The following is a 25,242-nucleotide window of genomic DNA, read 5'->3' as shown; positions in this document are numbered from 1 at the left end:
CTGAACATGGGACGATTGGCCGCGGCCGCGATGCTCCCAAATTCCGATCTTGCCGCTTCACATTGCAGAAGTTTTTCCGAAAGCCCCCCGCGTGGCCTTCCGCGCGCTTTCGCGAGCAAGCCTGCGCGCAAGCGCGCCCCTGACGCGCATTGGATGACGCTGCTCATCCAACGTGCAGCTTGCTGCGGCGGATCGATTTCCGGCCAGTGTCTCAAAAGTGCCACAGAGCTTTATCGATCACAGCTGATTGCAGCGTACGCTGCTTGCAACCAAGGGCGCGCTGCATTCGCCGATCGCCGCGCGATGGGCGCTTGGACAAGAGTTGGGCAGAGGATGGCGCTTTTCGCCTCTTACGCGCCGCGGAAAATTAGATCACAATTGAGGCATCTTCGTTCCCCTGCCCCCACGACGCAGCAAATGCCTGAACCCGCGCCGGCCGATCCGAACCCTATGCCTCCGCTCCTGCAGACGATCGGGTTGACCAAGCGCTATGGCGACTTCCTTGCTAACGACGAGATCGACATCGAGATCCGGCCACGCGAGATACACGCCTTGCTCGGCGAGAACGGTGCCGGCAAGTCGACGCTGGTGAAGACGATCTACGGACTGGTGCAGCCGAGCGCCGGTGAGTTGCGCTGGCAGGGTGTGCCCATCAAGCTGTCCGGCCCGGCCGAGGCGCGATCCCTCGGCATCGGCATGGTGTTTCAGCATTTCTCCCTGTTCGACAACCTCACCGTGGCTGAGAACGTGGCGCTCGGGCTCGACGGCAAAGAGCCATTCAAGGCCATGTCAGCGCGGCTCGCGGACGTCGCGCGCGACTACGGACTGCCGCTCGATCCGAAGCGCGAGGTCTGGCAATTGTCGGTCGGCGAGCGGCAGCGCATCGAGATCGTGCGGGCGTTGATGCAGAGTCCGAAATTCCTCATCCTGGACGAGCCCACCGCCGTGTTGACGCCGCAGGAGGCCGACCAGCTGTTCGTCGTGCTGGAGCGACTAAAAGCAGAAGGCCGCGCCATCCTCTACATCAGCCACAAGCTCGAGGAGGTGAAGCGGCTGTGCGACACCGCCACCATCCTGCGCAGCGGCAGGAAGGTCGCGACCTGCAATCCGAAGCTGGAGACGGCTGCCTCGCTGGCCCGCATGATGGTGGGGACCGAGATCAAGGAAGTGAAGCCGCCGGCCGAGCGGCGCACCACCGTGCCGCGCCTGGTCGTCAATGATCTCACCCTCGCCCCCAGCGAGCTGCATGGCGTGGGCCTCAAGAACATTTCCTTCGAGCTGAAGGGCGGCGAGATCCTCGGCATCGCCGGTGTCGCCGGCAACGGCCAGGACGAGCTATTTGCTGCGCTGTCCGGCGAACGCCTCGTCAAAGAGCCCGGCACGATCATCATCGAGGGCCTCGCTTGCGGCAATCTCTCGATCAGCCAGCGCCGCAAGATGGGAGCCGCCTTCGTGCCGGAGGAGCGGCTGGGGCACGGCACCGCCCCGCGGATGAAGCTGTCGGAGAATGCGCTGCTGACGGGACACGCTGCCAGCGACATGGTCCGGCACGGCTTCATCAACGCGGCAGCGATGCTGCGGACCGTCGATCGCACCACCGAGACATTCGATGTCCGCAAGGCGAAGCGCGATCCGGAAGCGGCGAGCCTGTCCGGCGGCAATCTGCAGAAGTTCGTCGTCGGCCGCGAGATCCTGCGCACGCCGGCGGTGCTGGTCGTCAACCAGCCGACCTGGGGCGTCGACGCCGGCGCCGCCGCGATCATCCGCCAGGCGCTGATCGATCTCGCCAGCGCGGGCGCTGCCGTCCTCGTGACCAGCCAGGACCTCGACGAACTCATCGAGATCGCCGACCGCATCGCCGTGATGTTTCACGGGCAGCTTTCGAAGGCGCTGCCACGCGCGGAGGCGACGCGCGAAAAGCTCGGCCTGTTGATGGGCGGCGCCAGCATCGAGAAGGAGGCCACGCATGCAGCTCGTGCTTGAGAAGCGCGCCGAGCGCTCGCGCATCATTGCGCTGGTTTCGCCGCTGATCGCGATCGGGCTGACGCTCGTCACCGTGAGCGTGCTGTTCGCCGTGCTCGGTAAGAACCCGATCACTGCGCTCGGCGTCTACTTCATCGCGCCGCTCACCGACGGGTATTCGCTGCAGGAGATCGCGGTGAAGGCCACGCCGCTGGTGATGATCGCGATCGGCCTGTCGCTGTGCTACCTCGCCAACGCCTGGAACATCGGTGCCGAGGGCCAGTTCCTGATCGGGGCCGTAGCCGGCAGCTGGATCGCGGTGAAGACGCAGGGCACCGAGGCGGGACACTGGGTGCTGCCGGCGATGCTGGTCGCAGGTGCCGCGGCCGGCGCCCTCTATGCGCTGATCCCGGCACTGTGTCGCGTCAAGTTCGGCGCCAGCGAGATCCTCACCAGCCTGATGCTGGTCTACGTCGCCGATCTCCTGCTCGACTATCTCGTCCGCGGCCCCTGGCGCGACCCCGCCGGCTTCAACTTCCCCACCACGGCGGAGTTCGATCCGGTCGCGACCGTACCCGTGCTGATCGAGGGCGGACGCCTGCATCTCGGCAGCATCATCGCGCTGATTGTCGTTGCCGGCGCCTTCGTGCTGCTCGAGCGCACCATCAAGGGGTTCGAGATCCGCGTCGTCGGCGTGGCGCCGCGTGCCGCGCGGTTCGGCGGCTTCAATGCGAACCAGCTCATCCTTCTGACGTTCGCCGTGTCGGGCGCATTGGCCGGTCTCGCAGGGATCATCGAGGTGGCGGGCCCCATCGGACATCTGCAGCCCGGCATCTCGCCGGGCTATGGTTTCACCGCGATCATCGTGGCCTTTCTCGGGCGGCTCAACCCGGTTGGAATATTCATTGCAGGGCTTTTCCTCGCGTTGACGTTCATTGGCGGCGAGCAGGCCCAGATCACGATGAAGATTCCACTCGATGTGACCAAGGTGTTCCAGGGCATCCTGCTGTTCTACGTGCTCGCCTGCGATTCGCTCATCCTCTACCGTTTCAAGCTCGTCTTGGCCGCGCGGCAGGTGCAAAGTGGTGCTGGTTGAAGCAATCATCCTGTCGGTGCTCGCCGCCTCGACGCCGCTGCTGCTGGCGGCCACCGGTGAGCTGGTCACCGAGCGCTCGGGTGTCCTCAATCTCGGCGTCGAGGGCATGATGATCGTCGGCGCGGCCTGCGGCTTCGGTGGGGCCTGGCTGTCCGGCTCGATCATCGTCGGCGCGCTGTGCGGCATCGTCGCCGGCATGCTGATGTCGTTGATCTTCGCGTTCATGACCCTCGGCCTCGCCGTGAACCAGGTGGCGACGGGCCTCGCGCTGACCATCCTCGGCATCGGTCTGTCCGGCCTGATCGGCGCGCGCTTCGTCGGCGAGCGCATCAGCACCGCGCCGCACCTCTCCATCCCCGGCCTCAGCGACATCCCGCTGGTCGGCCGTATCGTGTTCGGCGAGGACGCGTTCGTCTATCTGTCGCTCGCCTTGATCATCGCCGTCTGGTGGTTCCTGTACCGCAGCCGTGCCGGCCTAGTGCTGCGCGCCTGCGGCGACAACCATGTCTCCGCCCACGCGCTCGGCTATCCCGTGCTGCGCATCCGTTTGCTCGCGGTGTTGTTCGGCGGCGGCTGCGCCGGGCTTGCCGGCGCCTATCTGCCGCTCGCCTACACGCCGTTCTTCATTCCCGGCATGACCGCGGGGCGCGGCTGGATCGCGCTGGCGCTGGTCGTGTTCGCATCCTGGCGGCCGGGCCGCCTCGTCATCGGCGCCTATCTGTTCGGTGCGGTGACGATCCTGCAGCTGCATGCGCAAGGCGCCGGCGTCGGCATCCCCTCGCAGTTCATGTCGGCGCTGCCGTACCTCGCCACCGTGATCGTCCTGGTGCTGCTGTCGCGCGCCCGCACCGGCGGCTCCACCGCGCCGGCGGCGCTGGGGACGGTGTTCGTGCCGGATCGCTGAAGCAATCATCCGGAGCGCCAGCGATGGGGCGCGACGCTCTGGCTCACGAGGTTTCCCCCCGACTGTTTGGAGATATTGACGATGATGAAAAGGCTTCTGGGGGCTGCCGCCGCGTTGGTGCTGGCGGGAAGCATCGCCGGCGTGGCGCACGCCGCCGACAAGCTGAAGATCGGCTTCATCTACCTCGGGCCGATCGGCGACCTCGGCTGGACCTATCAGCATGAGCTCGCGCGCCAGGCGCTAGTGAAGGAGCTCGGTGACAAGATCGAGACGACCTATCTCGAGAATGTGCCGGAAGGACCCGACTCCGAGCGCGCCATCGAGCAGTTGGTCCGCGCCGGCAACAAGCTGATCTTCACGACCTCGTTCGGCTACATGGATCCGACCCTGAAGGTCGCCAAGAAATATCCCAACGTGCATTTCGAGCACGCCACTGGCTACAAGCGCGACAAGAACATGTCGACCTATTCGGCGCGCTGGTATCAGGGCCGCTACATTCAGGGCATCATCGCCGGCAAGATGTCGAAGACCGGCGTACTCGGCTATATCGGCTCGTTCCCGATCCCGGAGGTCATCTCGGGCATCAACGCCACGATCATCGGCGCGCAGACGGTCAACCCGAACATCAAGGTCAAGATCATCTGGGCCAACACCTGGTTCGACCCGGGCAAGGAAGCCGACGCCGCCAAGGCGCTGATCGACCAGGGCGCCGACGTCATCATGCAGCACACCGACAGCCCGGCCGCGATGCAGATCGCAGCCGAGCGCGGCAAGCTCGCCTTCGGCCAGGACTCCGAGATGATCAAGTTCGGCCCCAAGGCGCAGCTCACCTCGATCCTCGACACCTGGGGCCCCTACTACATCGCGCGCGTCAAGGCCGAGCTCGACGGCACCTGGAAGTCGGAGGACACCTGGGGCGGCCTCGATTCCAAGATGTTCGAGATGGCGCCCTACACCAACATGCCCGATGACGTGAAGAAGCTGGCGGAGGAGACCCAGGCGGCGATCACCGCCGGCAAGCTGCACCCGTTCAAGTGCCCGGTGCTCGGCCAGGACGGCAAGGAGATCGAGTGCAAGGGCGGCGACCATCTCGCCGACGGCCAGATCCTCGGCATGAACTTCTACGTCAAGGGCATCGACGACAAGGTGCCGGGCAAGTAATCAAGCTGGAGCTGCCGATCACCCTGCAGCTCTGCTGCGGCAGGGTGATCGGTGCTCACATTTGAGTTGGACCTTTTGTTACGACGAATGATGAGGTAGATCGTTACCCGAATGCATCGTGTGGTACGGCCGCATCGTCTGGGTCGAGTCCAATGATGCTCCACCTTGCGATGCCTCGACAGCCGTAACCGGGAGTTCCAACTGTGAACAGATCTATCCTGCTCGTTGCCGTCTGCACGTCGGCGCTACTGACGACTCCAGCCGCTTTCGCCAAGACCCTGGTTTTCTGCTCGGAAGGCAGCCCGGAGAACTTCTATCCCGGTGTCAACACAACTGGGACATCGTTCGATGGCAATGAGCCAATCTACAACCGCATCGTCGAGTTCGAGCGCGGCAGCACGCAAGTCGTGCCAGGTCTCGCCGAAACATGGACGATCTCGCCCGACGGCACCACCTACACGTTCAACCTCCGCAAGGGCGTGAAGTGGCATTCGACCTCCAAGTCGTTCAAGCCGACACGCGACTTCAATGCCGACGACATTCTGTTCTCGATCGAACGGCAATGGAAGGAGGATAATCCCTATTTCAAGGTGACGAGCCCGAACCATTCGTATTTCGGCGACATGGCGATGCCAAAACTTTTGAAGTCGGTCGAGAAGATCGACGATTATACGATCAAGGTGACCCTCAATCAGCCGGAAGCCCCTTTCCTCGCGGATCTCGCGATGCCGTTCGCCGCGATCCAGTCGAAGGAATATGCCGACGCGATGCTGAAGGCCGGTACGCCCGAGAAGATCGACCAGGATCCGATCGGCACTGGTCCATTCTACCTCGTACAGTATCAAAAGGACGCCGTGATCCGGTACAAGGCGTTTCCCCAATATTGGGGCGGCAAGGCCAAGATCGACGACCTCGTCTATGCGATCACGCCGGATGCATCCGTTCGCTGGGCCAAGCTGCAGAAGGGCGAATGCGACGTGATGCCCTATCCGAACCCGGCCGATATCGACACGATCAGAAAGGACCCGAACGTCACCGTGCTGGAGCAGCCGGGCCTCAACGTTGGGTATCTCGCCTTCAACACGCAGAAGAAGCCGTTCGACGACGTGCGCGTGCGTAAAGCGCTCAGCATGGCGATCAACAAGCAGGCGATCATCGACGCGGTCTATTTGTCGACCGGCATCGCGGCAAAGAACCCGATCCCGCCGTCGATGTGGTCCTACAACGACGCCGTCAAGGACGATCCCTATGACCCCGACGCGGCCAAGAAGCTTCTCGCCGATGCCGGATTCCCGAACGGCCTGGAGACCGATCTGTGGGCCATGCCGGTGCAGCGTCCCTACAATCCGAATGCCAAGCGCATCGCCGAGCTGATGCAGGCCGATCTCGCCAAGATCGGCGTCAAGGCCGAGATCAAGTCGTTCGAATGGGGCGAATACCGCAAGCGGCTGCAGGCCGGCGAGCACCAGATGGGCATGTACGGCTGGACCGGCGACAACGGCGATCCCGACAACTTCCTGCACACCTTGCTGGGCTGTGCTTCGGCGGCGGGATCGGGGTCGAACATCGCAAAGTTCTGCTACAAGCCGTTCGACGAACTGGTCGTAAAGGCCAAGACCGTCAGCGACCAGGCCGAGCGTGCCAAGCTCTACGAACAGGCCCAGGTGGTCTTCAAGGAGCAGGCACCGTGGTTCACGATCGCGCATGCGGTGCAGTTGAAGCCTGTCAGCAAACGCGTGATCGACTTCAAGCTATCGCCGTTCGGACGCCACAGCTTCTATGGCGTCGACGTCAAGGATTAGCGGACCTCAGGGCGAAGCAGCTTTCGCTGCTTCGCCGCTTCCGCTGCGCTGCCCTCCCGAAGACCTTCCGGGGAAAGTTGACAGAGCTCTGCATGTTGCGGTTCGTCTTTACCCGGCTCAGCCTCGTGGTCCCGACCTTCATCGGCATCACGTTGCTCGTGTTCGTGCTGATCCGCCTGATCCCCGGCGACCCTATCGAAACCATGGCCGGCGAGCGCGGCATCGATCCGGCCCGCCTCGCGCAATTGCGCAAGGACTACGGTTTCGATCAGCCCGTGCTGGTCCAGTATGGTCTCTATCTGTCGCGGCTGGCGCACGGAGATTTCGGCCGCTCGATCGTCACCCATGAGCCGGTGATTGCCGAATTCCAGACCTTGTTCCCCGCGACGGTCGAACTGTCGGTCTGCGCGATCCTGTTTGCGCTGTGCGTGGGGCTGCCGGCCGGCATCATCGCCGCGGTCAGGCGCAATTCGATCTTCGATCACGGCGTGATGGGGATCTCGCTCACCGGCTATTCGATGCCGATTTTCTGGTGGGGACTGCTGCTGATCCTGCTGTTTTCGGTGCAGCTCGGATGGACGCCGGTGTCGGGCCGGATCGCGGTGCAGTATTTCATCGAGCCGGTGACCGGCTTCCTGCTGATCGATACGCTCCTGGCCGGTGATGTCGGCGCGTTTCGTTCGGCCCTGTCGCATCTCGTCCTGCCGACGATCGTGCTCGGCACGGTGCCGCTCGCGGTGATCGCCCGCATGACGCGATCGGCCATGCTGGAGGTCCTCGGCGAGGACTACATCCGCACCGCCCGCGCCAAGGGGCTGCCGCCGTTCCGCGTGATCGCGATTCACGCCTTGCGCAATGCGCTGATCCCGGTGGTGACGGTGATCGGGCTGCAGGTCGGCGTACTGTTCACCGGCGCCATCCTTACCGAAACCATCTTTTCCTGGCCGGGCGTGGGCAAATGGCTGATCGAGGGCATCAACCGCCGCGACTATCCGGTGCTGCAGGGCGGCACGCTGCTGATCGGCGCGATCGTCATGACCGTCAATCTGCTGGTTGATATCGCCTATGGGCTGATCAATCCCCGCATCCGGTACACGCGATGAGCGCCGAAAACCTCCCAGCCAACATCGTTGTGGCGCAGCCAGAAGCGCCGCCGTCGCCATGGCTGGAGTTCTGGCAGGACTTCAGGAAAAACGCAGGGGCCGTCGCGGGCCTCGTCGTGATCGCGGTCCTGGTCCTGCTCGCGGTGTCGGCCGATGTCGTCGCGCCGCATTCGCCTGTTCTCACCAACAACGCGGCGTTCCTGAAGCCTCCGTTCTGGCAGCAGGGTGGATCGCTCACCTATCCGCTCGGCACCGATGCGATCGGGCGCGATATTCTGTCCCGTCTCATCCATGGTGCGCGGCTGTCGCTTCTGATCGGCATCGCGGTGGTGACGTTGTCGGTGATATCGGGCACGATTCTCGGCCTGATCGCCGGTTTTTTCCGCGGCGTGACCGAGGTCGCGATCATGCGACTGATGGACATCACGTTGACGCTGCCGAGCCTTCTGCTCGCGATCGTCATCGTCGCGATCCTCGGGCCGGGCCTGATGAATGCCATGCTGGCTGTCGCGATCGTGCTGCTGCCGCACTACGTGCGGATCGCGCGTGCCGCCGTGATCAGCGAGGTCTCGAAGGACTACGTCATCGCGGCCAAGGTCGCGGGCGCCGGCCGGCTCCGCCTGATGTTCAAAGAAGTGCTGCCGAATTGCGCGGCCCCGCTGATCGTGCAGGCGACGCTCGGAATTTCCACCGCGATCCTGGACGCGGCTGCGCTCGGTTTTCTCGGTCTCGGCGCGCAACCGCCCTTGCCCGAATGGGGAACCATGCTGGCGGACGCGCGCGAATTCGTGCTGCGGGCCTGGTGGGTCGTCACGCTGCCGGGCCTGGCGATCCTGCTGACCGTGCTGGCCTTCAACCTGCTCGGTGACGGGCTGCGCGACGCGCTTGATCCCAAGCTCAAACGATAATCTGCGCAAGAGAGTGAAGGCGATCCGATGCCGCTTCTCGAGATCGAAAATCTGTCGGTCGCATTTCCATCGCGGAACGGGATGGTCCGTGCCGTGGATGGCGTCAGCATCGCGCTCGACAAAGGCGAGGTGCTGGGCATCGTCGGCGAGTCCGGATCCGGCAAGAGCGTCGGCATGCTGGCCCTGATGGGACTGGTGCCCTACCCCGGTCGCGTTCAGGCCGACAAATTGGTGTTCGAAGGACGCGATCTGCAGACCCTGTCCGACCGCGAGCGGCGCGCGCTCACCGGCAAGGACGTCGCGATGATCTTCCAGGAGCCGACGACGTCGCTCAACCCCTCCTTCACGATCGGCTATCAGCTGGCCGAGACGCTGCGCATTCACGAGGGGATGGATCGCAAGGCCGCGCGTCGGCGGGTGATCGAGCTGCTGGAGCAGGTCGGCATTCCCGCCGCCGAGAGCCGGCTCTCGTCCTATCCGCACCAGCTCTCGGGCGGCATGAACCAGCGCGTCATGATCGCGATGGCGATCGCCTGCAATCCGAAGCTCCTGATTGCCGACGAGCCGACGACGGCGCTCGACGTCACCATCCAGGCCCAGATCCTCGATCTGCTGCTGTCGCTGCAGCGCGACCGCGGCATGGCGCTGATCCTCATCACCCACAACATGGGCGTGGTCTCGGACACGACCGAGCGCGTCGCGGTGATGTATGCGGGACAGATCATGGAGCAGCGCCCGACCTCGAGCCTGTTCGCCTCGCCCCAGCATCCCTACACGGCCGCCTTGCTGGCGGCGCGCCCGGAAGCGAGCGACGGGGGACGGCTCGCCACCATCCCTGGCGTGGTGCCCGGAGCTTACGACCGGCCGCCCGGGTGCCTGTTCAGCCCGCGTTGCATCTATGCGACGCCGCTGACCGATGCGGTGCGTCCCGAGTTGCGTCCCTGGAGCGATGGCCTGGTGCGTTGTCATTACCCGCTCGGCGATCCCACGCGCGAAGAGCGAATCGAGGCCGACCGGCATGGCGCCGGTGCGCCGAGCCAGGCCCACGAGGCCCTGTCATGACGGCGCTCGTCACCGCGGACAGTCTCAAGCGCAGCTACGAGGTCAAGCAGGGCCTGTTCCGCGCCCCCGCGCATCTGCAGGCCGTTGGCGGCGTGTCCTTTGCCATTGAGGCCGGCAAGACGCTGGCGGTCGTCGGCGAATCCGGTTGCGGCAAATCGACTCTCGCGCGACTGGTCACACTCATCGAGAAGCCGGACGCCGGCACGCTCATGCTCGACGGCCTCGACGCCGTCGATCCTCCGGCCGGCGCCTCGAGGACCTTGCGGCGTACCGTGCAGATCGTGTTTCAAAATCCATATGGCTCGCTCAACCCGCGCAAGCGCGTTGGCGCCATCCTCGAGGAGCCGCTGATCATCAACACCGACCTCACCAAGCAGGAGCGGCGCGCGCAGGCGCTCGACATGATGGCGAAGGTCGGGCTGCGTCCGGAGCATCATGGCCGCTATCCGCACATGTTCTCCGGCGGCCAGCGGCAGCGCATCGCAATCGCGCGCGCCCTGATGCTGCGGCCGAAGCTCTTGGTCGCCGACGAGCCGGTCTCCGCGCTCGACATGTCGGTGCAGGCGCAGGTGCTCAACTTGCTGGCCGATCTGCAGCGTGAGCTGGGGCTCGCTTATCTCTTCATCTCGCACGACCTCGGTGTTGTCAGGCACATCGCCGACGACGTGCTGATCATGTATCTGGGACTGGTCATGGAGCACGGGCCGAAGGAGCGCATTTTCGCGCGGCCACTTCATCCCTATGCGCAGGCCCTGGTCGACGCCACGCCGGGCCTAGGCCGCAAACGTCAGCGGATCGTGCCCAAGGGCGAGTTGCCGTCGCCGCTCGACCCACCGGCCGGCTGCGTGTTTTCGACCCGCTGTCCCCATGTGACGGATCTCTGCCGCGCGCAGCGCCCGCCGCTGCGCCCGCTCGACGGCCGCCTCGTCGCCTGCCATTACGCCGAGCGCTTCCTGGACCCACAGCCGGCCTGACAATCGTCTTCACCCCGCCTGCATCTGAGCTGCCGCCGCGCTGTGGCGCCGGATCAGCCGGGTGACATCGAGCCCCGGAATGGCGCCGTCGATCACGGTCCAGCGGCCGCCGACCATCACGCGATCGGCGCGATGCGCGCCACACAGCACCAGCGCGGCGATCGGATCCCCTGAACCCGAGAAGCGCAGCTCGTCGAGCTTGAACAGTGCGAGGTCGGCGGCCTTGCCGACCGCAATCTCGCCGAGCTCGGGCCGGCCGACGCAGGCGGCCGAGCCCTTCGTCGCCCAGCGCAGCGCATCCTTGTGGCTGATCCGGCTAACGCCGTAGCGCGCCCGCTGCAGCAGGAAAGCGGAGCGCACCTCCTGCATCAGGTTGGAGCCGTCGTTCGACGCCGAGCCGTCGACGCCGAGGCCGATCCCGACGCCCGCCTCCTCCATCTCGCACACCGGGCAGCAGCCGGAGGCGAGCAACTGGTTCGAGCAGGCGCAGTGCGTGATCGTCGTCCTCGCCTTGCCGAGCCGCTTCATCTCCTCGGCATTGAAGAAGATGCCGTGCGCAAGCCAGGTGCGCGGACCAAGCCAACCCTGCTTTTCGAGATAGTCCAGCGGACGACAGCCGAACATCGCCTCGCAGAAGCGGTTCTCGTCCTCGGTCTCGGCGAGATGCGTGTGCAGCCGCACGTCGAGCTTGTCGGCGAGCGCAGCCGTCTTCTGCATCAGCGATCCCGTCACCGAGAACGGCGAGCACGGCGCCAGCGCGATCTGCACCATCGCATCCGGCCCGCGCTCGTGATAGGTGGCGACCACGCGCTCACTGTCGGCAAGGATCGTGTCCTCGTCCTGCACCACGCTGTCCGGCGGCAGCCCGCCGTCGCGCTCGGACAAGTTCATCGAGCCGCGGGTCAATAGCACCCGAATGCCGAGCCGCTTCGCCACCGCGACCTCGATGCCAACTGCATCTTCGAGCCCGGCGGGGAAGACGTAGTGATGATCTGTCGTGGTCGTACAACCCGACAGCATCAGCTCGGCCATCGCGACCGTGACCGCCGCATCCAGTGCCTCCGGCGTCAGCTTCGCCCAGATTGGATAGAGCGCCTTCAGCCAGGGGAACAGCTCGCGGTCCATCGCGGCCGGCAGCGCGCGCGTCAGCGTCTGGTAGAAGTGATGATGGGTATTGATCAGCCCGGGGATCACGACATGCGCGCTGGCATCATAGGTCGCCGCATCAGCGGTGGCCGGCTCGGCACCGGCAGGCACCAGCTCGACGATGCGGCCGTCCTTGACGACGACACCGCGCGCAGCATCCTCGGCGAGAATGGCGAGCGGGTCCTTGATCCAGATCGGCGTCGTGCTCATGGCTGCCTCGTCTCGTTGATTGGGCGTTTGCGTGTGCCGGTAACTTGCAAGCGGAAGGCCAGCGTCATCCTATTGCCAGTTGGCGCTGGTCTTGCAAGGATTCCACCCGCGATAGGCTGCGCCCACGAGCTGGCATCACCATGGATCTGAACACCATCACGGAGGTCGTGCGCCCGAGAACGCGGGCCGAGCTGCCCAGCTGGCAGGCAGGCGATGCCTGGCTGGCCGGCGGCACGTGGCTGTTCTCCGAACCGCAGGCGCAGCTGTCGCGGCTGATCGATCTCAGCGAGCTCGCCTGGCCGCCACTCACCATCAGCGATCAGGGCCTGTGCATCGCCGCGACCTGCAGCGTCGCCGCGCTGGACGCGCTGCCCTGCCCGGCCGACTGGATCGCGGCGCCCCTGATCGATCAATGCTGCCGCGCGTTCCTCGCTTCCTTCAAGATCTGGAAGACGGCGACCGTCGGCGGCAATCTCTGCATGTCGCTGCCGGCCGGGCCGATGATCTCGCTGCTCGCCGCGCTCGAGGGCGTCTGCACGATCTGGAGGAGTGACGGCAGCGAGCAGCGCATAAGGGTCACCGACTTCGTCACCGGCAACAACAGCAACGTGCTCGCACCTGGAGACCTGTTGCGCCAGATCGACATTCCGCTGGCCGCGCTCAAGCGCCGCACCGCCTTCCGCCAGATCGCACTCACTCCGGTCGGACGCTCCGGCGCGCTGCTGATCGGAACCTCGGGCCGCAACGGCGACCTGCTGCTCACCGTAACCGGATCGACCGTCAAGCCGCTGCAGCTGCGCTTTGCCAGCATGCCCGACGCAACCTTGCTGCGCGCGAGCATCTTCGGCGACATCCCCGATACGTCGTATCATGATGATGTTCATGGCAAGCCCGCCTGGCGCAAGGCAATGACCCTGCGCCTCGCCGAGGAGATTCGCGCCGAGCTCGCTGGCGGCGCGCGGTCATGAGCGTGATCGTCGATGGCAAGGAAGTCGATGCTGCCCCGCGCCCCGGACAGTGCCTGCGGACCTTTCTGCGCGACGCCGGCCATTTCGGCGTCAAGAAGGGCTGCGACGCCGGTGATTGCGGCGCCTGCACCGTGCTGCTCGATGGCGAGCCGGTGCACAGCTGCCTGATCCCCGCCTTTCGCGCCGAGGGCAAGGCGGTCACGACTGTCGAAGGTCTCGCCGCCGATGACGGCCTGCATCCGATGCAGCAGGCCTTCCTCGATGCGCAGGCGTTCCAATGCGGCTTCTGCACCGCCGGCATGATCGTCACCTGCGCCTCGCTGAACCAGGCGCAGAAGAAGGATCTCGGCGCGGCGCTGAAGGGCAATCTGTGCCGCTGCACCGGCTATCGCGCCATCGAGGACGCGCTGCTCGGCCTCACCCATGTCGAGGATGTCACGGCCGGCGAAGCCTTCGGACGCAGCCTGCCGGCCCCCGCCGGCCCCGACGTCGTGCGCGGCCGGGCACGCTACACCTTCGACACCACGGTCGAAGGCCTGCTGGACGTCAAACTCGCGCGCTCGCCGCACGCGCATGCGCGTATCGTCGCCATCGACAAGAGGGCCGCGCTGGCGGTGCCCGGCGTGCATGCGGTGCTGACGCATGAGGATGCGCCGGCGACGCTGTTCTCCACCGCGCGCCATGAGCAGGCCTGGATGGATCCGGCCGACACCCGCGTGCTCGACGACGTCGTCCGCTTCATCGGCCAGAAGGTCGCCGCCGTGGTCGCCGACAGCGAGGCCGCCGCCGAGGAAGGTTGCCGACGCCTCGTCGTCGACTACGAGATCCTGCCTGCCGTGGTCGATCCCGAAGCCGCGATCGCGCCCGGCGCGCCCGTCATTCACGCCGGCCGCACAGCTGCGCATCGCATCGCGGACGTCAGCCGCAACATTGTCGCCGAGACCCACGGCGAGCTTGGCAACGTCGCCGCCGCGCTCGCGTCTGCCGCCGCGACCTATGAAGGCACCTTCACCACGCAGCGGGTGCAGCACGCCGCCCTGGAAACGCACGGCGGTCTCGCCTGGCTCGACGACCACGGCGTGCTCACCGTCCGTTCCAGCACGCAAGTGCCGTTCCTGACACGGCGGGCGCTGTGCGAAATCTTCGACCTGCCTTCCGACCAGGTCCGCGTGTTCTGCGAGCGCGTCGGCGGCGGCTTCGGCGGCAAACAGGAGATGTTCGTCGAGGATATCCTCGCGCTCGCCGCGCTGAAGACCAACCGTCCCGTCAAGCTCGAATTCACCCGAGAGGAGCAGTTCATCGCGACCTCGACGCGACATCCGATGCGTGTCACGGTCAAAGCGGGCGCCGACAGCGACGGCAAGCTGACCGCGCTGCAGCTCGATGTAGTCTCCAACACCGGCGCTTACGGCAATCACGCCGGGCCCGTGCTGTTCCATGCCTGCGGCGAGTCGATCTCGGTCTACAATTGTCCCAACAAAAAGGTCGACGCGATCGCCGTCTACACCAACACGGTGCCGGCCGGCGCCTATCGCGGCTACGGCCTGCCGCAAACCACCTTCGCGGTCGAAGCCGCAATCGACGAGCTCGCGCGGCAGCTCGGCATCGACGCTGTCGAGATGCGAAGCCGCAATATCGTCAGGCCCGGCGATCCCATGCTGGCGCCGCCGGCATCGGAGCACAGCGACGTGCTGTACGGCTCCTACGGGCTCGACCAGTGCCTCGATCTGGTCGAGCGCGCGATGGCCGAGACGACGCCGACGCCGGAGCTGTCGGCCGAGTGGCTGACGGGCGATGGCATCGCGCTGACGATGATCGATACGGTGCCGCCTGACGGCCACTTCGCCGACGCCGCCATCAGCCTGCGCGACGACGGCGGCTTCGTGCTCACCGTCGGCACCGCCGAGTTCGGCAATGGCACCAGCACCGTGCATCGCCAGATCGCGGCGACCGTGCTCGGCACCACGGTCGGTCGCATCAGCCTCAGACAGTCCGACACGGCGCATGGCGGCCACGACACCGGCGCCTATGGCTCGACAGGCACCTTCGTCGCTGGACGCGCGACCCAGGCTGCCGCCGAGGCGCTGGCCGAGACGATCAAGCGGTTCGCGGCCGACAGGTGGAACGTCGCTCCCGGCGCCTGCGTGATCGCCGATGATGCAATCACGTGCGGCGCACACCGTCTCGCTTTTGCCGAGCTCGCGAACGCCAGCGGATCGCCGCTCACCGCGAGCGGCAGTTCGCAGGGCACGCCGCGCTCGGTCGCGTTCAACGTCCAGGGCTTTCGCGTCGCCGTGAACAAGCACACCGGCGTGGTCAAGATCCTCAAGAGCGTGCAGGCTGCGGATGCTGGCCGCGTCGCCAATCCGATGCAGTGCCGCGGCCAGATCGAGGGCGGCGTCGCGCAGTCGCTGGGTGCTGCGCTCTACGAGGAGATCGTGATCGACGAGACGGGCCGCGTGATCAATCCGCGCTTCCGCGACTACCATGTGCCGTCCTATGCCGACGTGCCGCGCACCGAAGTGCTGTTTGCCGACACCAGCGATACGATCGGCCCATTGGGGGCGAAGTCGATGAGCGAGAGCCCCTACAATCCGGTCGCCGCCGCGCTCGGCAACGCGCTGCGCGCCGCCACCGGCATCCGCTTCACCGCCGTGCCGTTCAAGCCGGACCGGCTGTTTCCGCAGTTGCAGGAGACATTCGGCGAATGAGCCAATGATGGCGACGATCCGGGGACGGGCATGAGCGAGACATTTCGTCCGGTCGACGAGCGTCCGGCGGCCACCAGCTCCTCTGCGCAGCACGTCCGAGGTGGGAGATGGCTGCGCTAGGGCTTCGACCGGCGATCGTAGGACCAGCCGAACAGGCCGCTTCGCTCGGTCTCGGGCTCCGGCTCGGCTCCCGGAGCAGATTGCGTCGGCTGCGCGGCCGCCTGTGGCGCGGCAGGCGCGACCGGCTTTGGAATGGTCTCGCACTTCATCGAATAGACCAGCTTGCCGTCCTCGGTGCGCCCGATCGGCGCGCAGGCATCGGCGCGCCTGGCGGCTGCCGGCTTCGGCGCGGGCGCTGTCTGCGCCAAGGTGGATTGCACCAAGGCGGGCTGCGCCATCACCAGAATGATCAGGACCGGTCTCTTCATCGCGTCCGCCATGCGTCGTTACCGGATGCATTGAACGCAATCGCGCGGTCGAAGTCCACCAGATCAAGCGCGCATGAAGGCCTGTCTCCTGTGCACGGCCTGCCAAAGCGATGCGCTGGAAATCACACGGGATCGATGCAACAGATGGGGCGCAGGCGGCCGTCCTTCGGCGCGTGCTGCACAAAGGAGATGAGCGCACGATGTGGGCCTCGATCATATCGGAATGGCTGAGCCTGATCTTCCGCTGGCTGCATGTGGTCGCGGCGGTGGCGTGGATCGGGAGCTCGTTCTACTTCATCGCGCTCGATCTCAGCCTGAAGCCGCGTGAGGGCCTGCCGACGGGCGTGATGGGCGAGGCCTGGCAGGTCCATGGCGGCGGCTTCTACCACATCGTCAAATATCTGGTGGCGCCGGCGCAGATGCCGAGCGAGCTGACCTGGTTCAAATGGGAGGCCTACACCACCTGGCTGTCCGGCTTCGTGCTGATGATCGTGGTGTATTATCTCAACGCCGACCTGTTCCTGGTCGACAAGTCGATCCTCGATCTCACGCCCGTTCAGGCCGGCCTGTTCAGCTTCGGCTCGCTGGCGCTGGCGTGGCTGCTGTACGAGGGCGCCTGCCGCAGCGGCCTTGCCAGGCACGAGCTGCCGTTCGCGATCGGCGGCTACATCTTCCTCGTCGCGCTCACCTACGCCTTCACCCACGTGCTGAGCGGCCGCGGCGCCTTCAATCAGATCGGCGCGATCATCGGCACCATCATGGTCGCCAACGTGTTCGCGGTGATCATCCCCAACCAGAAGAAGATCGTTGCCGCGTTGCTCGCAGGTCAGGCTCCGGACCCCAGGCTCGGCAAGACCGGCAAGGAGCGCTCGGTCCACAACAACTATCTGACCCTGCCGGTCGTGGTGCTGATGATCAGCAATCACTATCCGCTGCTGTTCGGCACCCACTACAATTGGGCGATCGTCGCCATCGTGCTTGCGCTCGGGCCGGTGATCCGCCACTTCTTCAACGCGCGTCACAAGGGTCATCCGTCGCCATGGTGGGTGTGGGGCGTTGCGGCCGCGGGCATGATCGGCATCCTGCTGTTGTCCGCGGCGGGCCCTCGCGACGCCAAGACGACGATGAGCGCGCCGCCAACATTCGCGCAGGTCGCGGAGATCGTGACCTCCCGCTGCAGCATGTGCCACGCCGCCGAGCCCGTATGGGACGGCATCGTCGCAGCCCCCAAGGGCGTGCGGCTCGACACTGCCGACAACATCCAGCGCAATGCACGGCTGATCGCGCGCAACGCCGCGTGGTCGAGCGCCATGCCGCCCGGCAACGTCACCGAGATCACCGGCGACGAGCGCGCCGTGCTCGCGGCGTGGGCGGGTGCGCAATAGCCGCTCACCTTCACTGTCCTCTTCACCTGTCAAACAGCTCGTTCGCCGAGCCTGCACCCGCGCGAGCTCATGCGCCCTGGCAACGGTTCGACTTTCAATCACCGCGGTTCTCCAGGAGAAGACGTGCCACGTCGCTCCCGCGGCGCGATCAGCCCGGGTTGCGTATATCGTTCGCCCTCACGGGCACGGGGCATGTTCTCGGCGCGCAACAAGCACTCGACCCATCGTTCCGGCATTCGCCGACAACGCAGCCGTCGGCTCGGTCATTGCGCGGCGGCGTACTTGCAGATGCTCGCTTCGGTTCCCCACGACGCATGCGTGAAGCCGACGCTGGGACAACCGGATTTTCACAACGCGCAGTTGAGCTGCGATCCGAGCAACGACGATTGAGCTGGAGCACATCCGATTGTCGTCATGACCTTGCGGCAAAATTTACCACCCATTGGGACGCGGCTTGGCTGCAGAAAACATGGCGCTAGAGTGGCGCCCACAATCAGCTATCAGCGAAACGCTCCATCATGTCGATCTCCGTCAAAGGCCGGCTGGCCATTGTCGCGCTCATCGCGCTTGCCTGCTTCGCAAGCTCGGTGCTGAAGCTCTATCTGGGGCTGCTGTGCATCTCGCTGCTCGTGAGCTTTGCCGTGGTCGGCGTCGTGGCCCGGCTGGTCGAAGGGATCGCCAGCAAACGCAATCGGAGCGGCGAGCAGCGGCTGGCCCATCGCCGCGATCGCCCTGCTCTCGTCGAGGGCCCGCAGCCGCTGTCGATGACGACGATGGATCATGTCGACACGCCATCGCCAGCGGGGCCCGTGCGATGAGCGGGATGCATACGGCCGCGCCTGCCTCGTCGTTCCGTCTGATCTGCAGCATCGTCGGCGGCACCGAACGACCCTCGCGGTCGTCGATCATCCGTCTCGCGATCGAGCGCTGAAGGACAGGCATTATCGGACACCGGAGACTGGCAAATGGTGCTACGAGTTCGACCGCTGGAACGGCGAGGACCAGATCATCCTCTCGGCCAAGCCGATCGAGGACACAGCGACGCCGCGCTCGGTGGCGATCCATCGGAAAAGGAGCGAGTGGCCGTTCAGGTCGCCGCACTGATCGCGTCGATACGGCGTCTGTACCTCAGCCCTTCGGCCGCTTCCGCTTCGCCTCCAGCGCCGTGAGATAGGTTGCCATCATCTCCGGCAGCGCGGCGACCACGACGTCGCGACTGCGCGGATCCTGCTCGCGCGTGAACAGCAGGGTACCGAGCACGACGGCATCGAGCGTGGTGGCCGCCTGTTGGCCCAATTCATCGCCGAGCCTGGCGCGCATGACGCGGTCGATGAGGGCCCTGAACTCGGCATGCATGGTCTGATCGTGCAGATCCAGCGTCGCCAGCGCATCTGGATGGCGAACGAAGTAGCGAATCGCCCAGCCTATCAACTGCTCGATGACCTGCGGCGGCGACATCGCTGCCCATTCCGCATCGCTTCGCTGCAGCACGCGATCGAACGCCGGCTGCAGCTCGGCATCGTGACGCTCGGCGAGCGCGTCGAGCATCTGCTCCTTGTCACGGAAGAAGTGATAGACCGAGCCGATCGACGCGCCGGCGCGCTGGGCTGCGGCGTGCATGCCGACGGCACCGATCCCGGCCTCGGCGATGATGGCGGCTGCCGCGTCGAGCAACTGCTCGCGGCGCTCACGGCCGCGCGCCTGGCGGGGCGCACGAGCCGCCGTGCGCGCGGGGTCATTCAGGTCGGTCGCAGCTTTCCGTCGCACGTTCGCGTCATGCCTTCGTTCATCGCGGCGGCAGCGATGCCGATGTCCCAACGGGAGCGCCCGGCAAGCCGCATAGGGGTAATTGGAAACCGCCACGAGAATGTTACTAGACGATATATTCTAGATTTGATTGTCTAATTCACGCACTGTCAAGAGGATGGTGTTCAACTCTCGCGTGAACCTGCTTCCTTGCAACGGCGGGCGGCTGAGCGAATTCTGCGGGCTGCTTACGACCAACAGGCGCTTCTGATCCGGCGTGCATGCGCGGCGGGACAGGGACGACCGTCACCACCCAACCGAGCCGAAGATACGACCATGTCTCCATTCGCAGGATTCCCCTTCCTTCGGACGTCGGGCTCACGCCTGCTGGCCGTGGCCGGCTGTGCTGCCATTGGCCTGCTGCTGGCCGGCTGCGAGCAGAAGACGGCCGCAACGGCGCCGCCATCCCGGCTGGTGCGGACCGAGGTGGTCAAGCTGTCGGAGCGGCGGCAATCGATCACGCTGACCGGCGACGTCCAGGCGCGCGTGCTCGCGGACCTGTCGTTCCGGGTCAGTGGCCGCGTCACCGAGCGGCTGGTCGAGGTCGGCGCACACGTTAAGGCCGGCCAGTTGCTGGCCAAGATCGACCCGGCCGAGCAGCAGGCCGATCTCGATTCCGCGGAGGCCGCCGTGACGGCTGCGGAGTCGCAGGTCAAGGTCGCGACCTCCAACTTCAACCGGCAGCAGACCTTGTTGTCGAGCGGCTTCACGACACGGGCGACCTTCGACCAGGCCCAGGAGACGCTGCGCACGGCGGAGGGTTCGCTGGAGTCCGCCAAGGCGCAGCTGGGCACGGCCAAGGACGCCCTGACCTATACCGAGCTGCGCGCCGATGCCGACGGCACCATCACCGCGCGCAACATCGAGGTCGGCCAGGTTGCCCAAGCCGCGCAGTCGGTGTTCACGCTGGCCCATGACGGCGCCCGCGACGCCGTGATCGACGTCTACGAGGCTGCGCTGTCGCTCAAGTTCGATGACAGCAAGGTGGCGCTTTCGCTGCTGTCGGATCCCTCGGTCACCGCCAAGGGCACGGTGCGCGAGGTCTCGCCGACCATCGATCCGAAGTCCGGCACGGTCCGCGTCAAGATCGCGATCGAGACTCCGCCACCTGAGATGACCCTCGGCAGCGCCGTCAGCGCCACCGGCTTCATCAAGCCGGAGCAGCGCATCGTGCTGCCATGGAGCGCGCTGACGGCCGCAGGCAAGACGCCGGCGGTCTGGCTGGTCAATGCCGCCGACAAGTCCGTGTCGCTGAAGCCGATCACGATCGAGGACTACGAGACCGGCGCGATCGTCGTCTCGGCCGGATTGAAGCCCGGCGATCGCGTCGTGACCGATGGCGGCAAGCTGCTCAGCGTCGGACAACAGATCACATTCAACGAGGAGAAGCGGTCGTGATGACGCCGATGCGTTGTGTTCTTCCGCTCGGCGCGCTCGCTCTGCTCGCCGGCTGCAACGAACAGGCCGCCGCCCCCGAGCCGGTCCGGCCGGTGCTGTCGATGAAGATCGAGCCGCAGGCGGCCAACGGCTCGGCCGTCACCGGCACGATCGAGCCGCGCTACAAGGCCGATCTCAGTTTCCGCGTGCTCGGACGGCTGATCGCACGGCCCGTCTATGTCGGCGACATGGTCAAGCAGGACCAGGTCGTCGCGGCGATCGATCCCGCCGCGCTCGAGCTCGCCGTGCGTGCCTCGGCCGCCGAGGTCTCGCGCAGCCAGGCGCAACTGACCAATGCGACCGGCACCGAAGGCCGGCAGCGCACCCTGCTGGAAACCGACGCGACCACCAAGGCGACCTTGGAGAGCGCGGAGCAGTCGCGTGCAGCCGCCCAGGCCTCCGTCGTCAAGGCGCAGTCCAACCTCGCCAAGGCGCGCGAGCAGCTCGGCTACGCGCAGCTCAAGGCTGATTTCGCCGGCATCGTCACCGCGGTCGGCGCGGAAGTCGGACAGGTCGTCTCGCCGGGCGTGAGCGTCGTCACCATCGCGCGGCCCGACGTCCGCGAAGCCGTCATCGATGTCGGCGACGACATCGCCGGCGGCCTGCAGGCCGGCACGCCGTTCACCGTGCGGCTCCAGGTCGATCCCGGCGTCAGCGCGGCAGGCAAGGTCCGCGAGATCGCGCCGCGCGCCGATGCCACGACGCGCACGCGCCGCATCCGCATCACGCTCGACAGCCCGCCGGAGATCATGCGCCTCGGCACCACCGTGACCGCCACGCTGGACACCGAGCAGAAGACCGTCATCCGGCTGCCGCGCTCGGCCGTGCTGGAGCAGAACGACAAGAGCTTCGTCTGGCTGGTCGATGCGGCCAGCAAGACGGTCAAGCGACAGGAAATCACGATCGCCAGGAACGAGGACGGCAGCGTCCGCGTCACCGGCGGCCTCGACGCCGGGCAGCGCGTCGTCACCGCCGGCGTGCACAGTCTCAAGGATGGCCAGTCCGTCCGCATCGATCAGGAATCTCAGCCGTGAAGTCCTTCAACCTCTCCGACTGGGCGCTCGAGCACCGCTCGCTCGTCTGGTATTTCATGATCGCGTTCATGGCCGCGGGTCTCTACTCCTACCTGCATCTCGGCCGTGAGGAGGATCCGTCATTCACCATCAAGACGATGCTGATCCAGGCCAAGTGGCCCGGCGCCTCCGCCGAGGAGATGACACGCCAGGTCACCGACCGCATCGAGAAGAAGCTCGAGGAGCTGCCGGCGCTCGACTATACCAAGAGCCTGACCGTGCCCGGCCAAACCACCGTGTTCGTCAACCTGCGCGACACGACCAAGGCGCGCGATGTCGTTCCGACCTGGCTGCAGGTGCGCAACCTGATCAACGACATCAAGGGCGACTTTCCGTCGGGTGTGATCGGGCCGGGATTCAACGACCGCTTCGGCGACGTGTTCGGCAACATCTACGCCTTCACCAGCGACGGGCTGAGCCAGCGCCAGCTCCGTGACCGCGTCGAAGAGGTCCGCGCCAAGGTGCTGACCGTGCCCAATGTCGGCCGCGTCGACATCGTCGGCGCGCAGAACGAGGTGATCTATCTCGAATTCTCGCCGCGCAAGGTGGCCGCGCTCGGCATCGACCAGCGCACCATCCTGACCGCGCTGCAGGCGCAGAACGCGGTGTCGCCGTCCGGCGTGCTGCAGGCCGGCCCCGAGCGCGTCGCCGTGCGCGTCTCCGGCCAGTTCACCTCCGAGGAGAGCCTCAAGGCGATCAACCTGCGCATCAACGACCGCTTCTTTCCGCTCACCGACGTCGCCACCATCACCCGCGGCTATGAGGACCCGCCGACGTCGCTGTTCCGCTTCAACGGCCAGCCGGCGATCGGGCTTGCCATCGGCATGAAGGCGGGCGCCAACCTGCTCGACTTCGGCGAGGCGCTGAAGGAGGAGATGGCGAAGGTCGTGGCCGACCTGCCGGTCGGCGTCGGCGTGCATCTCGTCTCGGACCAGCCCAAGATCGTCGAGGAAGCCGTCGGCGGCTTCACCAAGGCACTGTACGAAGCCGTCATCATCGTGCTGGCGATCAGCTTCGTCAGCCTCGGCGTGCGCGCGGGCCTCGTCGTCGCGATCTCGATCCCGCTGGTGCTCGCGATCACCTTCCTGTTCATGAACTACACGGGCATATCCCTGCAGCGCATCTCGCTGGGCGCGCTGATCATTGCGCTCGGCCTCCTGGTCGACGACGCCATGATCGCGGTCGAGATGATGGTGGCGAGGCTCGAAGTGGGCGACAGCCTGCGCAAGGCAGCGACCTATGTCTACACCTCGACCGCGTTCCCGATGCTGACGGGAACGCTGGTCACGGTCGCCGGCTTCATTCCGATCGGCCTCAACAACAGCGCCGCCGGCGAGTTCACCTTCACGCTGTTCGTCGTGATCGCGGTGTCGCTGGTCGTGTCGTGGATCGTCGCCGTGCTGTTCACGCCGCTGCTCGGCGTCTCCATTCTGCCCGCGACCTTGCCGAGTCATCATGCCGAAGGCGGCCGGCTGACGCGGATCTTCCGCGCCATGCTCAATGCCTGCATGCGGCACCGCTGGACCACGATCATCGCCACGGTGCTGATCTTCGGCCTCTCCGTGTTCGGCATGCGCTTCGTGCAGCAGCAGTTCTTCCCCTCCTCCGACCGCAATGAGCTCGTCATCGACTTCAACCTGCCGCAGAACTCCTCGATCGCCGAGACCAATGCGCAGATGGCGCAGTTCGAGCAGGAGGCGCTGAAGGGCGATCCCGACATCGACCATTGGTCGACCTATGTCGGCTCCGGCGCGCAGCGCTTCGTGCTGTCGTTCGACGTGCAGCCGGCCGACGTGTCGTTCGGCCAGATCATCATCGTCACCAAGAGCCTCGAGGCGCGCGACCGTGCCCGCGCCAAGCTGCAGGCCTATCTGACCAAGACGTTCCCCGGCACCGACGCCTATGTGCATCTGCTCGACATCGGCCCGCCGGTCGGCCGCCCGGTGCAGTATCGCGTCAGCGGGCCCGATGTGGCCAAGGTGCGCGAGATCGCGCAGGAATTGGCCGGCGTCCTGCGCGGCAACAGCCATCTCGGGGCCGTCATCTTCGACTGGATGGAGCCGGCGCGCGTCGTGAAAGTCGACGTGCTGCAGGACAAGGCGCGCCAGCTCGGCGTCACCTCGGAGGACATCGCCAACGCGCTGAACGGCGTGCTCGACGGCACCTCGATCACCCAGGTGCGCGACGACATCTATCTGATCGACGTTCGCGGCCGCGCCCAGGCCAAGGAACGACAGTCGCTGGAGACGCTGCGCGATCTGCAGCTGTCCGGATCGAACGGCCAGTCGATCCCGCTCGCGGCGCTGGCGACCCTGCGCTACCAGATCGAGCAGCCGGAGATCTGGCGCCGCTCGCGGCAGCCGACGCTGACCCTGAAGGCCAGCGTGATCGATCAGGTGCAGCCCAACACAGTCGTCGATCAGCTCAAGCCGGCGATCGCGGCCTTCGACGCCAAGCTTCCGGCCGGCTACAAGGTCGTCACCGGCGGCAGCGTCGAGGAGAGCGCCAAGAGCCAGGCGCCGATCATCGCGGTCGTCCCGATCATGCTGTTCACGATGGCCACCATCCTGATGCTGCAGCTGCAGAGCTTCCAGCGTCTGTTCCTGGTGTTCGCGGTGGCGCCGCTGGCCCTGATCGGCGTCGTCGCGGCGCTGCTGCCGAGCGGCGCGCCGCTCGGCTTCGTCGCCATCCTCGGCGTGCTCGCGCTGATCGGCATCCTGATCAGAAACTCGGTGATCCTGATCGTGCAGATCGAGCATCTGCGCGAAGAAGGACGGCCGCCGTGGGAGGCCGTGATGGAGGCGACCGAGCACCGCATGCGGCCGATCATGCTGACGGCGGCCGCAGCCTCGCTGGCGCTGATCCCGATCGCGCGCGAGGTGTTCTGGGGCCCGATGGCCTATGCGATGATGGGCGGCATCATCGTCGGCACAGTGCTGACCTTGCTGTTCCTGCCGGCGCTGTACGTCGCCTGGTTCCGCATCAAGTCGCCGGATAACACCGCGGCTCCGGAGGCCACGCCGCACGGCGCGTAAGACGACGAAGGGCGGGGAATCGCAGATAATTGCATGGGATAAGCCGTCCGCGTGGGTTAAACGCCACGCGG

At 65.9% G+C, this 25,242-nt stretch carries 19 protein-coding genes; 16 read left to right on the top strand and 3 right to left on the bottom strand.

The genetic code is table 11. The features are described from left to right. The first annotated feature begins 417 nt into the window (after window positions 1–417). From QX132_RS05690 to QX132_RS05650, 9 genes are all read left to right on the top strand, one after another. On the top strand, window positions 418–1,983 hold the full coding sequence (locus QX132_RS05690; protein WP_316160346.1) for an ABC transporter ATP-binding protein: 1,566 nt from the start codon (window positions 418–420) through the stop codon (window positions 1,981–1,983). Further along, window positions 1,967–3,058 (top strand): ABC transporter permease, encoded by a 1,092-nt coding sequence (locus tag QX132_RS05685; protein ID WP_315811714.1) that lies wholly within the window; start codon window positions 1,967–1,969, stop codon window positions 3,056–3,058. Before QX132_RS05690 ends, QX132_RS05685 begins: the two co-directional genes overlap by 17 nt. Continuing rightward, window positions 3,045–3,962, top strand: a complete 918-nt coding sequence (locus tag QX132_RS05680; RefSeq protein ID WP_316160344.1) for an ABC transporter permease — start codon at window positions 3,045–3,047, stop codon at window positions 3,960–3,962. Before QX132_RS05685 ends, QX132_RS05680 begins: the two co-directional genes overlap by 14 nt. A gap of 81 nt (window positions 3,963–4,043) precedes the next feature. Beyond that, complete coding sequence (locus QX132_RS05675) at window positions 4,044–5,123, top strand: BMP family ABC transporter substrate-binding protein (RefSeq protein ID WP_315796727.1); 1,080 nt, start codon at window positions 4,044–4,046, stop codon at window positions 5,121–5,123. Between the two features lie 203 nt (window positions 5,124–5,326). Then, the gene (locus QX132_RS05670; RefSeq protein ID WP_316160342.1) at window positions 5,327–6,925 is read left to right on the top strand and encodes an ABC transporter substrate-binding protein; all 1,599 of its coding nucleotides are present in this window, start codon (window positions 5,327–5,329) and stop codon (window positions 6,923–6,925) included. Window positions 6,926–7,017: 92 nt separating this feature from the next. Further along, window positions 7,018–8,028 carry an ABC transporter permease subunit gene (locus tag QX132_RS05665; protein WP_315738539.1) on the top strand — a complete coding sequence of 337 codons (1,011 nt, stop codon included), beginning with the start codon at window positions 7,018–7,020 and terminating at the stop codon, window positions 8,026–8,028. After that, window positions 8,025–8,936 (top strand): ABC transporter permease subunit, encoded by a 912-nt coding sequence (locus tag QX132_RS05660; RefSeq protein ID WP_315811713.1) that lies wholly within the window; start codon window positions 8,025–8,027, stop codon window positions 8,934–8,936. The genes QX132_RS05665 and QX132_RS05660 overlap by 4 nt, the downstream gene beginning before the upstream one ends. 27 nt (window positions 8,937–8,963) lie before the next feature. After that, window positions 8,964–9,998, top strand: coding sequence for an ABC transporter ATP-binding protein (locus QX132_RS05655; RefSeq protein ID WP_315811712.1), 1,035 nt, complete (start codon window positions 8,964–8,966; stop codon window positions 9,996–9,998). Next, entirely contained in the window at window positions 9,995–10,972 is a 978-nt protein-coding gene (locus QX132_RS05650; RefSeq protein ID WP_315811711.1) for a peptide ABC transporter ATP-binding protein, read from the top strand. The genes QX132_RS05655 and QX132_RS05650 overlap by 4 nt, the downstream gene beginning before the upstream one ends. A 9-nt stretch (window positions 10,973–10,981) precedes the next feature. Here QX132_RS05650 and QX132_RS05645 read toward each other — a convergent pair whose 3' ends face one another. Next, window positions 10,982–12,328 carry an 8-oxoguanine deaminase gene (locus QX132_RS05645; RefSeq protein WP_315796724.1) on the bottom strand — a complete coding sequence of 449 codons (1,347 nt, stop codon included), beginning with the start codon at window positions 12,326–12,328 and terminating at the stop codon, window positions 10,982–10,984. Between the two features lie 140 nt (window positions 12,329–12,468). Here QX132_RS05645 and QX132_RS05640 point away from each other — a divergent pair, with 140 nt between their 5' ends. Continuing rightward, the gene (locus tag QX132_RS05640; RefSeq protein WP_315811710.1) at window positions 12,469–13,296 is read left to right on the top strand and encodes an FAD binding domain-containing protein; all 828 of its coding nucleotides are present in this window, start codon (window positions 12,469–12,471) and stop codon (window positions 13,294–13,296) included. Beyond that, window positions 13,293–16,007 (top strand): molybdopterin-dependent oxidoreductase, encoded by a 2,715-nt coding sequence (locus QX132_RS05635; protein WP_316160341.1) that lies wholly within the window; start codon window positions 13,293–13,295, stop codon window positions 16,005–16,007. Before QX132_RS05640 ends, QX132_RS05635 begins: the two co-directional genes overlap by 4 nt. 116 nt (window positions 16,008–16,123) lie before the next feature. Here the strand turns inward: QX132_RS05635 and QX132_RS05630 are convergent, their stop codons facing one another. Then, on the bottom strand, window positions 16,124–16,435 hold the full coding sequence (locus QX132_RS05630; RefSeq protein ID WP_315811708.1) for a hypothetical protein: 312 nt from the start codon (window positions 16,433–16,435) through the stop codon (window positions 16,124–16,126). Between the two features lie 200 nt (window positions 16,436–16,635). Between QX132_RS05630 and QX132_RS05625 the strand changes: the two genes are divergently transcribed. Both QX132_RS05625 and QX132_RS05620 read left to right on the top strand, forming a co-directional pair. Beyond that, window positions 16,636–17,820, top strand: coding sequence for a urate hydroxylase PuuD (locus QX132_RS05625; protein ID WP_315811707.1), 1,185 nt, complete (start codon window positions 16,636–16,638; stop codon window positions 17,818–17,820). A gap of 518 nt (window positions 17,821–18,338) precedes the next feature. Then, on the top strand, window positions 18,339–18,638 hold the full coding sequence (locus QX132_RS05620) for a hypothetical protein (protein WP_315781907.1): 300 nt from the start codon (window positions 18,339–18,341) through the stop codon (window positions 18,636–18,638). Window positions 18,639–18,948: 310 nt separating this feature from the next. On the opposite strand, the gene QX132_RS05615 is transcribed toward QX132_RS05620, so the two are convergent. Continuing rightward, the gene (locus tag QX132_RS05615; protein WP_316160339.1) at window positions 18,949–19,587 is read right to left on the bottom strand and encodes a TetR/AcrR family transcriptional regulator; all 639 of its coding nucleotides are present in this window, start codon (window positions 19,585–19,587) and stop codon (window positions 18,949–18,951) included. Window positions 19,588–19,902: 315 nt separating this feature from the next. Between QX132_RS05615 and QX132_RS05610 the strand changes: the two genes are divergently transcribed. Genes QX132_RS05610 through QX132_RS05600 form a run of 3 tightly spaced genes read left to right on the top strand, consistent with a single transcriptional unit; the run spans window position 19,903 to window position 25,171 of the window. Next, a complete protein-coding gene (locus QX132_RS05610; RefSeq protein WP_315772008.1) occupies window positions 19,903–21,024 on the top strand; it encodes an efflux RND transporter periplasmic adaptor subunit in 1,122 nt (373 codons plus the stop codon). Beyond that, entirely contained in the window at window positions 21,021–22,097 is a 1,077-nt protein-coding gene (locus tag QX132_RS05605; protein ID WP_316160337.1) for an efflux RND transporter periplasmic adaptor subunit, read from the top strand. Before QX132_RS05610 ends, QX132_RS05605 begins: the two co-directional genes overlap by 4 nt. Beyond that, complete coding sequence (locus QX132_RS05600; protein WP_316160336.1) at window positions 22,094–25,171, top strand: efflux RND transporter permease subunit; 3,078 nt, start codon at window positions 22,094–22,096, stop codon at window positions 25,169–25,171. The genes QX132_RS05605 and QX132_RS05600 overlap by 4 nt, the downstream gene beginning before the upstream one ends. Window positions 25,172–25,242 lie beyond the last annotated feature (71 nt).

This window comes from Bradyrhizobium sp. SZCCHNRI20481 (assembly GCF_032485055.1).
Lineage (GTDB): Bacteria > Pseudomonadota > Alphaproteobacteria > Rhizobiales > Xanthobacteraceae > Bradyrhizobium.
The sequence above is the reverse complement of the archived record's forward strand: the minus strand, read 5'-3'. Positions and strand labels throughout refer to the sequence as shown.